The 15,758-nt window shown below is 58.0% G+C and carries 9 protein-coding genes; 4 read left to right on the top strand and 5 right to left on the bottom strand.

Going from position 1 to position 15,758, the window contains the following annotated elements; all coding sequences use genetic code 11:
* The first annotated feature begins 2 nt into the window (after window positions 1-2).
* The 3 genes from HU736_RS02025 to HU736_RS02015 all read left to right on the top strand — a co-directional run bounded on the left by HU736_RS02025 (window position 3) and on the right by HU736_RS02015 (window position 1,485).
* Window positions 3-893 (top strand): DUF6708 domain-containing protein, encoded by an 891-nt coding sequence (locus HU736_RS02025; RefSeq protein ID WP_186699653.1) that lies wholly within the window; start codon window positions 3-5, stop codon window positions 891-893.
* The gene (locus tag HU736_RS02020; protein ID WP_186699651.1) at window positions 890-1,144 is read left to right on the top strand and encodes a PAAR domain-containing protein; all 255 of its coding nucleotides are present in this window, start codon (window positions 890-892) and stop codon (window positions 1,142-1,144) included. Before HU736_RS02025 ends, HU736_RS02020 begins: the two co-directional genes overlap by 4 nt.
* A 128-nt stretch (window positions 1,145-1,272) precedes the next feature.
* Window positions 1,273-1,485, top strand: a complete 213-nt coding sequence (locus tag HU736_RS02015) for a hypothetical protein (RefSeq protein WP_186699649.1) — start codon at window positions 1,273-1,275, stop codon at window positions 1,483-1,485.
* Between the two features lie 755 nt (window positions 1,486-2,240).
* Here HU736_RS02015 and HU736_RS02010 read toward each other — a convergent pair.
* Window positions 2,241-5,144, bottom strand: a complete 2,904-nt coding sequence (locus HU736_RS02010; protein WP_186699647.1) for a hypothetical protein — start codon at window positions 5,142-5,144, stop codon at window positions 2,241-2,243.
* 230 nt (window positions 5,145-5,374) lie between these two features.
* The gene (locus tag HU736_RS02005) at window positions 5,375-9,721 is read right to left on the bottom strand and encodes an immunoglobulin-like domain-containing protein (protein ID WP_186699645.1); all 4,347 of its coding nucleotides are present in this window, start codon (window positions 9,719-9,721) and stop codon (window positions 5,375-5,377) included.
* Window positions 9,722-10,045: 324 nt separating this feature from the next.
* Here HU736_RS02005 and HU736_RS02000 point away from each other — a divergent pair, with 324 nt between their 5' ends.
* A complete protein-coding gene (locus HU736_RS02000) occupies window positions 10,046-12,310 on the top strand; it encodes an autotransporter outer membrane beta-barrel domain-containing protein (protein ID WP_186699643.1) in 2,265 nt (754 codons plus the stop codon).
* 95 nt (window positions 12,311-12,405) lie between these two features.
* Here HU736_RS02000 and HU736_RS01995 read toward each other — a convergent pair whose 3' ends face one another.
* The 3 genes from HU736_RS01995 to HU736_RS01990 all read right to left on the bottom strand — a co-directional run bounded on the left by HU736_RS01995 (window position 12,406) and on the right by HU736_RS01990 (window position 15,742).
* The gene (locus tag HU736_RS01995) at window positions 12,406-13,239 is read right to left on the bottom strand and encodes an IS3 family transposase (RefSeq protein WP_427118622.1); all 834 of its coding nucleotides are present in this window, start codon (window positions 13,237-13,239) and stop codon (window positions 12,406-12,408) included.
* Window positions 13,240-13,247: 8 nt separating this feature from the next.
* Window positions 13,248-13,607, bottom strand: coding sequence for a transposase (locus HU736_RS22095; protein WP_411561899.1), 360 nt, complete (start codon window positions 13,605-13,607; stop codon window positions 13,248-13,250).
* 227 nt (window positions 13,608-13,834) lie between these two features.
* Entirely contained in the window at window positions 13,835-15,742 is a 1,908-nt protein-coding gene (locus HU736_RS01990; RefSeq protein WP_186701593.1) for a hypothetical protein, read from the bottom strand.
* Window positions 15,743-15,758: the final 16 nt, after the last annotated feature.

The following is a 15,758-nucleotide window of genomic DNA, read 5'->3' as shown; positions in this document are numbered from 1 at the left end:
AAGTGGCAACGACCTGGATTTTTAACAGCGAAACATCTTCGACACATCCACCGAGGCTGACCTCCCAAGCAGTCAGTTTAAATGGAGACGTCCTCGTTCTACGAAACCCATGGGTGACAGACTCAGTATTCATGGCGAAACTGTATCTGGCCCTCACACTGTGCCTTGCAGCACTAATCTATCCAGACATCCTAAATGACGAATACAGAGAGCTTCTTACAAATCCATTTTCCATTGCAAGATATGCATTATCCCCACTTGTCCTCATGCCGTTTCTGGCATACCGGATATATTACATACGCAACCTTTCTGCCATTTATCTCAACAGGAATACGCAGAGCATCTATTACAAACGCATAAAAAAACTGATAAAATTGGACTGGCACAAAATTGGCGGCGGAGTCTCAAGACGCACCGAGTTTGGTGGCGCTTCATTTAGCACACACTATGCACTTGCCTTCGCCCAGCGTCGCACAGATGGGAGCTTTAACCAAAGAGACGCGCTCTGGATCGACAGCAATGATCCAACTGAATCAGATGTGAAGCACGTTGCTGAAGCTTGGGAGTACCTTCGTCAGTTTATGAATCATGGCCCAGATAAACTACCTCCATTTGGCGAACCCAACTGGCTGTACCGACCTCTGCATGAGATTTGCCTGACTCCGGCTCAAGCGTGGCAGCATTACGCTCCATGGCGTACCGGTGAACCAGGTGAGATGCAAGGGAAGAAAACATGGCTGCTTCCTATATGGGCTGTTCTATTCCCCTACAACCTTTCACTCGCCATATGCTGGTACGTGATGTGTCGAGTTTTTGATATACGTACAGCACCACCTCCCGCAGAGGCGTTTGAACAAGCCCCTGTCAAAGCAGCTAAGAGAGCGCGCAAATGAAACCTATCGTACTTGTCGGCCATCGACATAGCTGTCCTATCCACGGCGAAGGCACTGTGACAACTGGCTCAGATGCTACTTTGGTCGATGGCCGCCCGGTAGCACGTGCCGGGGACAAGATAAGCTGCGGCGCGGTAATTGAAACCGGCGCTGACTGCACGATAATTGATGGCCAACCGGCCGCACGAGAGGGAGATACGACTAGCCATGGCGGAACTCTAATTGAGGGTGATTCAGGCTGGCTGATCTAGTAAACATGAAAGCTCTTATGGAAATTGTCAGTGACAAATCCCGAACTACGCCACGACACAGATGACACTCATCTTAAAGATCGAGTGCAAACTGGTGAGCACGCTAATAAAAATAGAGGAAATTCAAAATGGCTACGCTCTGGCTGTTCAACGCAAATACCAGTTCTGGGCATGTGCCAAAAATACGCAGCCAGCTTTCCGGCATGGATGGTAAATTGCTGACCCTGCGCAACCCTTGGCTCGCTGACTCGGTCTTCATGGCCAAGCTATTCACGGCAATGATAGTCGCAACGGCTGTCTTTGTGTACCCATGGACTTTCGACCCCGACAATTCTTTTTGAAGGAACGCACACTCTCTTGGCGATGTATGTGATCACTCCATTTATCTTTGCGCCTTTTCTAGCTTATCGAATTCTGTACATCAAGAAGCTTTCCAACCTACCTGAATCGCTCGACAAAGATGATCTACTCCCAGCGCTTTAGTAAACTCTTTACCTTCAATTGGCGCGAAGTCCACGGCGGACTATTAAGGCGTGTCGAGTTCGGAGGATCTGGATCCAGTACTTGTTATGCCCTGCGATGTCAGCTATGCGAACATTCGCGCAACTCAGCATCACACAGACCTGTAGAAACGCAGATACTTCATCCCGTGTTTCATTAGCGACATAGGCCAGCGTTCACTCTCGCCCAATCTCCGCCTTGCGGCAGATCACGGGGCAAGCCCGCTCCCACAACGATGGGTGACCCTATTTTTCGTACAAAACCTAAGCCAGAAGCTATGCCATTTGGGAACAAGCCACAACAACACGCCTCGGCCTGGCAGAATCAAGGCGTGTCGTTGCGTTGACTCAACGTGCAGCGATCACGCTCTGCCGCTGCTGAGCCATCTATGCACGGCCACGGCTGGAACTTGTCGCATGATACGTTACAAAGGTATCGAGCCGATTGCGAACCGCGGAGTTACCCCCCCCGCTGAGCTGACCCCCAACTGATCACCCGGCCATCCCGCCGCAACGCGACAAAGCCATTGGCATTGGTGTAAAGCGCCTGGATATCCACCAGCTCACTGACTCGCGGATCCGGCAGCTGGACAATTTCAAGCAATCCGGAACTCAACAGAACGAGAGGACTGTCCTGGCCCAGTGCCCCCCCGCAGGACGTGATAGGTCACGGTGATGTTGCCACCCACATTACCCCGGATCACTTCACCGTCAATCTTGAACCGCTGCTCGCCCGCCCTGGTCACTGGGTGCGTCTGGACGTCCGGATGCGCGCCCGTCACTTCGATACGCACCTTGTCCTGCGGTTGCAACTCGGCGCTGGCGGCGATGAACACCGTTACACCTTCCGGGTAAAAAACGTGGTCAATGACCCAACGAGTCCTATCACGGATGGCCTCTTCAATATGCGGATCCGGCAGCGCTGGCATGACAATTTTAAGCACGGTGAACTCAACAGAATCAGAGGACTGTTCTGGCTTAGTGCCCCCACGCAGGACGTGATAGGTCACGGTGATTGTACTGTTCTCATTCCCCCTGATCACTTCAGCGTTAATCTTGAACCGCTGCTCGCCTGCCTGGGTCACTGTGTGCGTCTGGTCGTCCGGATGCGTGCCCGTCACTTCAATACGCACCTGGTCCTGCGGCTGCAACTCAGCGCTGGCGGCGATGAACACCGTTGCACCTCCCGTGACAAGAGCGGGGTCAATGATCCCCTCATCGGTGGCCTCTTCAATTTGCGGATCCGGCAGCGCTGGCATGCCAACTTCAAGCACGGTGAAATCAACAGAATCAGAGGACTGTTCTGGCTCAGTGCCCCCCCGCAGGACGTGATAGGTCACGGTGATTGTGCTGTCCTCATTCCCCCTGATCACTTCAGCGTCAATCTTGAACCGCTGCTCGCCTGCCTGGGTCACTGTGTGCGTCTTGTCGTCCGGATGCGTGCCCGCCACTTCGATACGCACCTGGTCCTGCGGTTGCAACTCGGCGCTGGCGTCGATGATCACCGTTGCACCTTCCGTGACAAGAACGGGATCAATGACTCTCTCTTCGGTGGCCTCTTCAATGACCAACTCCGGAAGCTCCGGAAGCTCCGGGAGAACAGCCCCAACTTGCAGATAAAGTTTCGCAGAAGAACTGACCTCTCCATCTACCCTTTGCACACGGTAGGAAGCGACTACTTCATTTCCATCATTGGCGTTGACCAGCGCCTTGCTGATGGTCAGCTCGAACTGTCCGCGGCCTATGTTGGAGTTGGTGATTGTGATGGAGTCTTCCAGCGACGCGGCTTCACCCTTGCCTTTCCAGCTGAAGTGCAAAACGTCTCCCACCTTGATGCGTGCATACTTCAGCACAACCAGCTTGGTACCTGCGGCCGGTACCTTATCCGGATCGAGCACACCGTCTTCGGCGTAGTTCACCGTCGGCGCGAACAGCTCGGCCCGTGACTCACCAACACTGAAGATGATCGTACGCTCGGACATACGCGGCGACTGCCCGTCCCGCTCCAGCCTGTAGAGCAGCACCAACTTGCCACCTTCGATCGCTTTCAGGTGCCTGCCCTCGACCGTGAACGGAATCGGCTCCTTGCGCTGGACCTCGCCGTTGCTGATGTCATGCGGGTCGATCGCCGGGAAGTAAGGGTCCTTGTCTGGCTTCTCCCCCTCCCAGATCAGCGTGATCACATCGCCTGCCTGCATGCTGTCGTCCCAAGGCACTTCGACGGTGGTTGCCGGCAACGCCGGATCCAGCACCCCCTGCTGGGCATCCACTGCGTCCGGTGCGGCGAGGCGCACCGCTTCGCCGATGATGGTGACGAACTGGCCTCGGGACTGGTAAGTCCCTTCGGCCCGCAGCTGCTCATAACGCTTGAATGCCTGCGCGCTCATGGCCTGGCGCGCCGCCACCGACTTGACCAGTTCATAGCTGAATTTCGCCTGGGTCTGGGCCAGTTGGCGCACATCCGCATTGGCGATGGGGATTTCAACTATCCCAGGCACGCTCGAGATAGGCTCGGACAGGTAGGTGACGCTCACCGGGCGGCCGTCCTCGGTCTCGCCGGACAGGTTGGCCTCGATCGTGTCGCCCACCACAAACGGCTCTTTAAACGCCACCACTTGGAAGGTCACATCGGCATCCCCCAGCACCTCCAGATCGAGGACGTTGCTCTTGGCTTCCTTCACGATGCCAGCGTCAAGGCGTGCATTGCCGGTGTCGACCACCACTCGCTGCTCGGCGCTCCAGTCTTCGGAGCGGTTATCAACCAGATCATAGACTTCATAGGCCAGCGCCAGGCCTTTGTCATCCGAGTCGCCCGCCGCGAGGATGACCGCTTCCTCGACCAGGATCTCAACAGGATGCTCTTCGGGGTTTTCCACCTCGGCCTGGGTCACCTCATGGAAGACAAACTGCCCACCCCAGCTCAGGCGAATCCGGTCGTGCTCGGCCATGACCGGATAGGGCTCGATGGTCACCACCACCCCCTGCTTGGCGCGATCCTTGTCGACCCCGTCCTTGACTACATCGTCTGGCAGGCTGAACTTGAGCTCGGAATGCCCAGGGTTGGAGCCATCCTCGTCCTGGCCACCGGGGCGTTCGAGCTTGATGTAGACCGCAGTCTTTGCCGAAGGCTCCTCGACCTGGCCCAGGCGCTTGACTGCGTAGCTCAGGAGGGCGCTGCCAGTCTGCATTTGCACAGGCGGGACAAAGAGCGTCTGGACCTGGTCGACAAGCTCCTCCGTTACGGTCTTGCTATCGACTTCTTTATCGTTGAACAAGATTCGAACCCGGTCACCGCGGCCCATCTGCGGCCACGCCGGCACGTACAACTGAAGGCCTTTTGTGGGGAAGTTCTCGTGGGCGGCGGCGAGGTTGATACCCAGTTGACCATCGGGGGGCACAGAGCCGGTATTGCCGGGAATAGAAAGTTCGTCAAGCAGCAAAGGCTTGACACCTGACGAATGAGCGGTGGTACCACCTGCTGGTTGATCGTTATCCAACATTGCGCAGCTCCTTACTGGGTGATGGATCGGTAAGGGCTATTGAGCGCCGTGCGAGGTGAACTCGCTACTGGCAAAAATGATAGGCAAGGCAGTACGAAGTTTTCGCTTATTGCCTGGTCCGAACAAGAAAACGGCATTGCGGGCCTGAACCCGCAATGCCGTTACAGTAGAAAGCACAAGGACTCCTATTATGAGAATAAGCAACACTTGTCAGCGCATTTCAACACGCACTAACCTAGCCTAATCCCCGGATACAACGGCCCCGCTTGCATGGACCAACCCTCTCCTCCACCGTTCATATCCTTGTGCGCCGCTTGTTGTCTCGGAAATGGATTCCAGATCAGCCTCTGATCCTGCGCCCAGTAAGTTCCACCCGGCCAGCCGATCTGGCCAAGCCCACCGCCTGCTCTGTACTGATTGAACACCTCGCGCAACGCACCCATGGGAATGCGCTGTTGCCACCCGACGATGTACTGAGCGGACCCCATCAAGTGCATACGGATGACATTCTGCACCGTCACGTTATAACTCGCCGATTGGCCGGCCTGATCCTTCACTGTGATGACAGCACTGCCATTGCCACGCGACCTGACGGTCCCGCTGTTATCGACGCTCGCAACTGCGGGATTATTGGATGTGTAGCTGTACGGTGGCACCCCGCCACTGGCCTGTCGTTGCCGGTAAGTATTGGCAGGTGGTGAGCTGGGCCCCGCACCATTGTCAGCACGCACGTAGAGTTTGCCGTTGAGAACCATGGCGCTCGTATCGATCGTCAACGGCGGCCTGTTTTCGATTGTAACGACCCACTCTCCAGAAACCGGCTCGTTACCATAAAGGCCTTTTGCTGTGAACGCATGACGCCCGACAACAAGCCCCGACAACCCCGACTGCCAGTTGCCTCCTGGTGCAGCCACGGGTGGCCGAGGCGTGCCATTGTCCAGCACCTGCACTTGCAGCCCGGTTTGCGCAGTGCCATGGAGTGTGAGCCCCGTTTCATAAGTGCGACCACCATTGACAATCGACGTGCCCTTGCTATCGACCACACGGGTGATGACCGGCGTGGCACCCTGACGAACTTCGAAGCTATGGACGCTCGACTCCAGCTTGCTGCCATACAACGCGACAGCCTTGATACGGTGCGGACCAATGCCCAGGGCAGAAACCACAGCGCTCCAGGTGCCGCTGCCATCGGCAGCCGCCGGCCCTTTGGACGTGACGTCGTCAAACAGCTCGACGCGCTGCCCGATACTCGCCTTGCCTGTGACCGTTACACTGGAGTCGAAGGTAAAGCCGTTGTTGCCAACATCCCCCAGGCTATCCCGCACCGAGACGATCGTCGGTGCCACTTCTTCCACTACCGTGAACGTACGGGCATCCGATACCAGGCCAGCGCCATACAATGCCTTTGCCGTCAGGCTGTAAGCGCGACGTTCAAGCCCTGGCAAGTCATGGTGCCAGTTGCCGCTTGCATCGACGGGCAGCTCACCCAGGGACCTGACACCCTCGAACAGCTCGATCTTCTGATTGATGCTGGCCTTACCGGCCAGGCTGACCTGACCATCCACGGTGGTGCCGCCATGTGCCACCTCGCCGTCGCTGTCCCTGACACTGGTGATGCTCGGCTTGATTTCCTCATAGACGGTGAAGGTCCTGACAGCCGATTCTTCACCCTCGCCATACAGAGCCTTGGCCCTGACGCCATAGACCTTGATCGGCAGATTCTCGAGTTCTATTGTCCAAACACCTGCCGGGCTGACCGTCCGCTTGCCAAGGCTGGCATTGCCATCGAAGATTTCAACCTGTTCATTGGCGCTCCCTTCGCCCGACAGGGTGAGCGTGGTATCGACCGTGGCGCCACCGTCGGGCACATCCCCGTTGGAGTCCACAACACTGTCGATGGTCGGGAAGATATAATCGACCACCGTGAATCGCCGCACGCCTGATTCCTGGCCGCTGCCATAGAGTGCCCTGGCCTTGATGGCATAGCCTTTCACCTGCAGGTTTCGCAAGGTCAAGGTCCAGTCACCGGCGTTATCGGCCCGCACGGTATCGACGGGCACGGTGCCCTCCAGGACCTGCAGCGGCTGCCCGGTACTGGCCGTGCCCGCCAGCACGATCTCCGTGTCGACCGTGGTCTTGCCGTCGGCCAGTTCACCACGCGAGTCTTGCACGCTGTCCAGGGTCGGCGCCCGCTCGGCGACGACCTCAAAGGCGCGGGGCGCAGACAGATCCTTGTTACCGTAGGTGGCCCTGGCTCTGAGCTCATAGCCGCGGATGGTCAAGCCACTGAACGTCATGTTCCAGGACCCCGCAGAGTCGACATCCACACTCTGCAGATAGGTCTCGCCCTCAAGCAGGTCGATTTGCAGGCCGGGGCTCGCAACCCCGGAGACGGCCACGGTCGTGTCGACCGTCGTCGCCCCTTCGGTCAACTCGCGGCGCGAATCCTCGATGCGGGTGATGCTGGGTACAACGTACTCCACCACGGTGAATGCCCACGGCTCCGACTCCAGGCGCCTGCCGTACTGGGCCCTGGCTTTGATGCCGTACAGCCGTGGTACCAGCCCGGTCATCGGGAAGTTCCATACACCATCGGCATCGGCCCCCGCCGCCCCCACCTCAGCATTGCCATCGAGCATGTCGACGCCGAACTTTGCCCGGGCAGTGCCGCTCAAGGTGACTGCGGTGTCGACGCTGATGCCGCCATTGGCGACGGCACCATAGTTGTCGACGGCTGCGGTGATGGCCAAGGGAATGGGCGTGCCGATATAGAGTTCGAGGTGGTTCGAGATGTCGACCTGCTCGGTACCTGCGCGTTTGACCGTGTAATAGGCGAAGATCACGGTGGTACGCGAAACTTCCACCACGGCAGGGCTAATACGAAAGTCCACCGGCCGACCCTGTTGCCCCAGGGTGATTTCCAGCCAGTCACTGGACGTACCGGCGGGGTACACGCTGCGCCAGTAGTAGGTCAGGACATCACCCGCAACCAGGCCGGTGTAGCCAACATGCAGGGTAGCGCCATTGGGGACGATCCATTCCGGGTCCAGCACCTCGCCATCCGACTCGCACACTTCAGGTGCCGGCAACGTCTGACGCAACGTGGTCACCCGGTAGTAACTGCGATCGGACTCCCGCAGGTCATAGACCGTCGAACGGTCATTGGTGACTCGGTAGTACAGCGCCAGCGTACCGTCGGCGAGCGCCTGGATATGCTCACCTTCGATAAAGAATTCCAAGGCCTCGTCCACCTTGTCCTGGGTGACAACCCTCTCATCTTCATAAACGTAAGGCGTGCCGTCCGCGCGCCTGCCGCGCCACACCAAGGCGACCACGTCGCCGCTGGCCATGCGCGGATAAGGCCCGGCCAGCACCCAGGCCGACTCGGCAGAGCTGTCGATCATATCCTCGACGGCCTCCAGTACGATCGGCGCCGGCAGCTCGTAGATGTTGCCTTCGACCCTGGCAAACGCCCGCTTGGACGACTGCGGCGGCGTGCCATCCGCCGGCCGCAGCACATAGGATGCATCGCCTGAGCCTTGAGCCGTACTACGCATCAGGCGGTTGGGAACCGTGGCTTCGAGTAGCGACGGCACGCTGTCGACCGGCAGTGTCTGACGATGAATCAGCGGCTCGCCGGTGGCCGGTGTACCGACCCAAATGAACTCGATGCTGTCGCCCTCAGCGATCGGGGCCTGATCGGTGCGGATGTATACCGTTACATCGCTGGCTTCGAGCTGGACCAGGTCGATCGTCCCATTGATCGCTTCTTTGATGATCGGTGCCTCCAGCCGCCACGCGCCCGCCTCGACCTTGATCGTGGTGGGTCGGGAGCGGTCGCTGGCAAAGTTCCAGACTTCATCGTGGGGCCAATGGCTCAGTTGCAACTCGTCGGAGTCGCCTGCGGCAAGGATCACCTCCTGCCCGAGCAGAATCTCCACCGGGTCGCTACCTGCTGCTTCGGCTTCGCTGATCACCCGCGACACTCTTTCGCTGCCCCAGCTCAACACCACCACATCCTGCGCAGCACGGTCAGGGTAGACGTCGATAGTGACCGGCACGCCCTTGGCCGCCCACTCGGCTGTGACGCCATTGTCGATGACATCCTGCGGTACCCCGGGGCGCGGCAACTCCGAATGCCCGGGCAAGTGCGGCTCCTTGTCGACACCACCCGGGCGGTACAGCTTCACTCGCAATGTCAGTGGTGCGGAGGGTTCGGGTACCGTAGCGCCGTTGCGCAATAGCTCGAAGTGCACGTCCTCCACCCACTCGACCTTGGGCCAGTCGACAGGCAGGTAGAAGAACACCCGTTTGCCGACATCGCGCTCCCCAACCTTGATGGGATCAAGCGCCATCCCTTCGATGTAGACCGTCAGCAGGTCGCCCTCGGCCATGTCCAGATAGGGGTCGATGGCAGACAACACACCTTCGGGATCTTCCTCGATCGTAGTGATGTTGATACCGCCATCAGCCGACACCACGGGGGTGGTCATCCCGGCAATCAGCAATGGCCGCAACGTGAGTGGAACAGGACCGTCGGGGAGTGGCGGAAAAAGCCTGGCGGAAAAACGGTTCATGAAGGTACCTCATCGGAAATGATGATCAGTAAGCAACTGTTAGCGAGCGAGCCATTTAATAGTTAACTCCTCCGCGAAACTTTTCCAACTGACAGAATTACTAGTGGATTGGCGCGCTTCCACATTTAATCGTGACCGTCTACTGGTAAAACTGTCAGGTGGCCACTGATCAATGCTGCTTTACCATGAAGAGCAAAAATCCAACGCTCGCAAGGGACATAAATTGATTTAACCAAGAGGGTGGATTGCTGAATTTTCCTACATACCGCATCAGCATCTTCCTGCTGAAATGCCGCGCAATTCTATTAGCCAATGGAGCTCGCCATGAAAGAAGCATTTGCGGATCGCGCATTCAACCTCAAGCCCTTGTATACCGCGATAATTCCACTTTTGCTGGGTGCACCTGCGGTTCATGCGGCCATCGTCGATAACGGCAATTCGTTGACCATCGACGACACGACGCCTATCGACGGTTATACGGTGCGCAATGCCAGCACCCTGATCGTCGACGGTGCGACCACCCGATCCTTGTTCATCCAATCCGCTTCAAATGTGCAAATCAGTGGCGGCACCGTGCAGGGCGGCATTTTTCCGGGCCTGTCCGTGACCAATGCTTCCGCCACCGTCGATAGTTCGCTGATTGAAAGTGACACCTTGGGTGTTTCCGTCAACCGTCAAACAAGCGCCACTACAGGCTCCCAGGCGTTTATCAACAACAGCAGGATTTCTGGCGGCCAGATCGGCGCCCAGGTAACAGGGGCCAGCCGCCTGACCCTGGTCAACACTCAGGTACACGGCACCGGTGTCGGCAGCACAGGCGTCAATCTGCTGGGCGGCGCCCTGGAAGCCACTGGCGGCACGATCAGCGGCGATGCCAGCGGCGTGCGCCTGGCCTCCGACGGGGAAGGCATCGGCAACAGCAGTGCAGTGCTTGACGGCACCACGGTAGAAGGCCGTTCTGGCGCGGCATTGCTGGTGGAGGATGGTGCTCAGGCAAGCATCACAGTACGCAACGGGACGCGACTGATCGGTGCCGATGGCACGCTGCTCCAGGTGCGAGAAGCTTCGACCGCACAGGTCGAGTTGAACAATGTCGACCTGGAGGGCGCCGTACGGGTCGAGGCCGGCAGCAGCGCAGACGTCACGCTTCAACAGACGCGCTGGAATGGCGCATTCGAGGTGGAGGCCGGCGGCAACGGAAACTTGAACCTGAATAACCAGTCGCACTTCACCGGTCGCCTGGCCAATGTCGAGCAATTGAGCATCGGCGGGCAATCCAGCTACACCCTGACCGAAGATACTCAGGTCGGTAGCCTGACCTTGAGCGATGGCACGGTGAACATGGGCAGCGGCAGTCAGTTCTTCACGCTCGACCTGCAGAGCCTGGCAGGCAGCGGCGTGTTCGCGATGAACGTCGACTTCGCCACCAATGCCCACGATACCTTGGTGGTTTCGGGCAACGCTACCGGCAGCCACCAACTGCTGGTGGCCGATTCCGGCAAGGATCCGCTATCACCTGAACAACTTACCCTGGTACAGACCGGCCAGGGCGATGCAAGCTTCAGCCTGTACAACGACCGCCCCGTGGCCGTAGGCGCCTGGGCCTATGGACTGGAGTCGCGCCAGGATGGCAGCGGTGGCACCGAATGGTATCTCGACCCGGAGAAAAGGACCGTCAGCCCGGGCACTCGCTCGGTAATGGCGCTGTTCAACACCGCACCCACCGTGTGGTACGGCGAACTCACCTCGCTGCGCAGCCGCATGGGCGAGCTGCGCTTCAATGGCGGCAAGCCCGGCGTGTGGATGCGCACCTACGGCAACCGCTACAACGTCGCCGATGGCAGCGGTACCGGATACCAGCAGAACCAACATGGCGTTTCATTCGGCGCCGATGGCCGCCTGCCCTGGGGTGACGGCCAATGGCTGGCCGGCGGCATGCTCGGTTACAGCAAGTCGGACCTGGACCTCGATGAAGGCACCTCCGGCAGTGTCGACAGCTACTACCTGGGTGCCTACACCACCTGGTTGGATGCCGAGTCCGGTTACTACTTCGACGGTGTGGCCAAGTTCAACCGTTTCCAAAACAAAGCCAAGGTGGCGGTCAACGACGGCAGCCATGCCAAGGGCGACTACGACAACCTGGGCCTGGGCGTGTCCGCCGAATTCGGCCGCCACCTGGCGCTGGACGACGGTTACTTCGTCGAACCCTTCACCCAGTGGTCAGCCGTGGTCATCCAGGGCAAGGACTTCAGCCTGAGCAATGACCTGCAAGCCGACGGTGACCGCACCCGCTCGCTGCTTGGCAAGGCTGGCGTCACAGGCGGGCGAACCTTCGACCTGCAGGGCGGCGGCAAGCTGCAGCCATACCTGCGCGCGGCCCTGGCCCATGAGTTCGCTAAGGGTAACGACGTGCACGTGAACAACAATCGCTTCAATAACGATCTGTCCGGCTCACGCGGTGAGCTGGGTGCCGGCGTGGCGCTGCAACTGGCCGGAGGGCTGCAGGTTCACCTGGACCTGGAATACGCCAATGGCAAGCATATCGAGCAGCCGTACGGGGCCAACGTGGGGGTGCGTTACGATTTCTGAAAAGGATTGTCTGGCCCCTGTACGAAAAATAGGGTCACCCATCGTTGTGGGAGCAGCTTTGATCTGGTCAAGTAATTTTGGACACCGGTTTAGGTTCATGCCGCTGCCCTGAGCTTTTCCTCCATAGCTACAGGGGTCTCGTAGCCGTTGTAGCTGTGGAGGCGCTTGAGGTTGTAGCGCACCAAGTAAGCCATGATGTCGGCTTTAGCTTCAGCTTCGGATTCATAGCCTCCTGCTGGCATCCATTCTGATTTCAATGCCCCGAAGAATCGCTCCATGGCGGCATTGTCCCAGCATTGACCACGGTGGCTCATGCTCTGTTTCAAACCGCACTCTTCAAGCGCAGCCCTGAATTTATGGCTGGTGTACTGACAACCTTGATCTGAATGAAACATCACGCCCTTAGGCTTGCCTCTGGACTCAGACGCCATGCGCAGCGCGTCACAGGCTAACCTGGCATCGGCAGTCATTGAAAACGCCCAGCCCACAACTCGACGTGCGTACAAGTCGATCACTGCGGCCAAGTACAGCCAACGTCTGCCAACCTGGATGTAAGTCACATCGCCACACCAAACCTCGTTGATCGTTGAAACTTTGAAGTTGCGCTTCAGTTGGTTTTCCGCAATCAGTGCTTCCGTGCCTGATGAGCGATACCGGTGCGGCCTGCGTTGCCGGCATTTCAGGCCAGCTTCACGCATAAGCGCACGCACTTTGTAACGCCCGACCTCACGGCCTTCACGCCGCAATTCCTGCATCAATGTGCGTGAGCCTGCGGAGCTTCGTGACGCCGTGAAATGGTTGATTACGCGCGAGCGTAGAGCATCCCTGTCAGGATTTTCACGCCCTTGGCGTTTGCGCCATGCATAGAAACTGCTGCGCTTGACCCCAAGCACGCGACAGCAGTCGACAACACTGTATTGCTCACTCAGCTCGTTGATCAGCGAGAACGATCTTTGGAGTCCCGAAGCAGGAGAGCACTGGCCTTTTTTAGGATTTCGATATCCCGGTCCTTTTGACGAACCAGTGCTTCCAGTTCTTCAATGCGTTGCTGCTCCGGAGTGATGGCTTTGGCTCCAGCCGGAACCTTACCTTCTCTCTCCTGCCTTACCTGCTCAACCCAACGGCGAAGGGCGGTGCGGCCAATCCCGAGGATTTCGCATACCTCAGGAACTGACTGGCCACCGTCCAGCACCATTTCAGCAGCTTGGATTTTGTGTTCTTTCGAATAAGACTTGCGCACTGATTTTGCCTCCAATTGGGCGCCATCATAGCGCCCGAAGAAGGTGTACAAAATCATTAGGCCAGTTCACTTTGCCCCGCGATCTGCCGCAAAGCGGCAGCAAAGGCTCAATATGCGGTGCTTTTGACACGCTTTGATATCGGATATAGGAGCGCTTCGCACTCCATCGCGGGTCAAGCCCGCCACCCAAAACTTTTCGTACAGATGAAATGGAAAGGGGAGCCACTGGCTCCCCTTTCCCATGCCTATCCATCCTGAAACAAAAGTGCACCTCCCTTCACGCTTCAGCTCTCGCGGCGTACAGGGATCTGACATGCCAGACCGCCTGGACGTTCAACCTCGACATCGACAAGATGACGTTCCGAAGAGGCTCCAGGCGCACCATCGATATCCACGGTGAAGTGGATACTGCCCCACGCTTGGCGAGTCTCCCTCAGAGCACTCTCATAAGGCAACAGCACGGTGAAACCATCACGCGCCTCATCGTCATTGGGGGTATAAGTAAAACTATGGTCAGTGCTTGGTATCGGAATAGTACCTGACGAGTCACTCCACCCTTGATAGATGAAGGTCAGTTCCTTGCCCGCGAGCCGCGAGTCACCTCCCGGGACCTTGATCTCGGCATGCAGTGCGCCGCTGTGCACCCGCAACGACGGGCAGTTCAATACATCGAATGTGGGGTCGAGGTTCAGGAAGGCTGGTTCCGGCAGCACGATCCGGATGCCGGAGACATCTACTTCACGCGGCCCCGAGTGATAGACGTTTTCGTTCAAGGAATGACCGACCAGATAACTGACAGGAATGGCTGCACCATTGCCACCGTCCCTGACCACCTCCCACGGGATGGTGAAGGCAATCTCGGTGGAGGTGCTGTCCAGCGGCACCCGCACGCCCGTAGCCTCCACGCCATTCCAGTACAGCTGCGCGTATTGATCATCCCCGACGTTCGGGTAGATGGCGGCCGTTGCGCTGACGTCCTGGTCGGCGTCGGCCTCAGTCAATACGTTGTCGGGCGATGCCGCACCTTTGACGGTCAGGATATTCAGCTGCGGATGGACCTCCTCCGGTGGGTCTTCCGGGTCTGGACCCGGCATGCGCAGGTCGACTTCAAAGTCCTTGCCGACAGGCTCAGCAAAAGCCTTGCCGTTGCGCTCGATGCGGTAGGTAATCCGCGAATCCTTGCTCCCATAGTCGCCGTTATAGATCAGGGCATAGGGCAATGTAACCTGTGTGCCGTCCTGGCCTATTGGTTGTGGCGCATGGTCACTGCCGTCGAAGGTCACCACTACACGGTCGCTGGAGTACCAGTTGGTGTAGGCGCGGATAGCCACCCTCACCCCCTGCACGGCATCGGCATAGTCGATGAGGTCATCATCGGCGAGCGGTACCAGGGGCGGCAGGAGATCGGTGGGCGCGGGGGTTAGCATCACGGGAACGGTTCTGTACGCGGAATTCGGCCCTTCGTTTCCCTTGCGGTCGGCGAGCACGTAGAACAGTGAATGGTCCCCTTCCTGCGTGATATGCTCTTCTAACAGATCAAATTGAATAGTATCGATTAAATTCGGGCGCGGGAAACGCCCGATTTCCTTCGCCAGAGGGATCGACGTCCCGAACTTGAGGATGACCTCGTCATCGATCTTGGCATCCGAATAAGTATTTGGAACCGTCACAACTACCCTGCCATGGGCATCGAGGTATTCTCTGGTGATGCCGTCAGTTTCTACTTCAGCTGGCAAACCCACTTGTTCACCAGGCCGATTGTTATTTGGCGGAGTCGTATCGATATTGACAACCAACGGCAATGATGATGTTTCGTTGCCGACGATATTGACGACGTATGACAGCTCATACTGCCCCTGCGAACCGGTCTCCGAGGCGGGCAGCGTCATTTCCACAGGAAAGGTTATCGGCGTCGTGAACTGTGGTGTCACGGCCTTTGCCAGACCGTTCCAGAAAAGCGTGACGATCCCCCGCCGGCCATCCTCACCTTGATCGAATTGCGGTATATCGATTTTCAAGTTGGTACCGCGCAAAGCCTTGGGCAGCTGGTTTTGGGCATCATCTGCTGTATCTGGCAACAGCGGGTTGTCGCTGTTGAATGCGGGCATATCAAGATCGGCCGCTATCCTCAAGCGAAAATTACGCGCAGCCAAGCGCGCCTCCGCAGCGGTAATTTTACCTTTAGCACTCATGGTCGATATCCTCGAT

The sequence above is a fragment of the Pseudomonas shirazensis genome (assembly GCF_014268785.2).
Classification (GTDB): Bacteria; Pseudomonadota; Gammaproteobacteria; order Pseudomonadales; family Pseudomonadaceae; genus Aquipseudomonas; species Aquipseudomonas shirazensis.
This window is presented reverse-complemented; position numbering and strand designations above follow the sequence as displayed.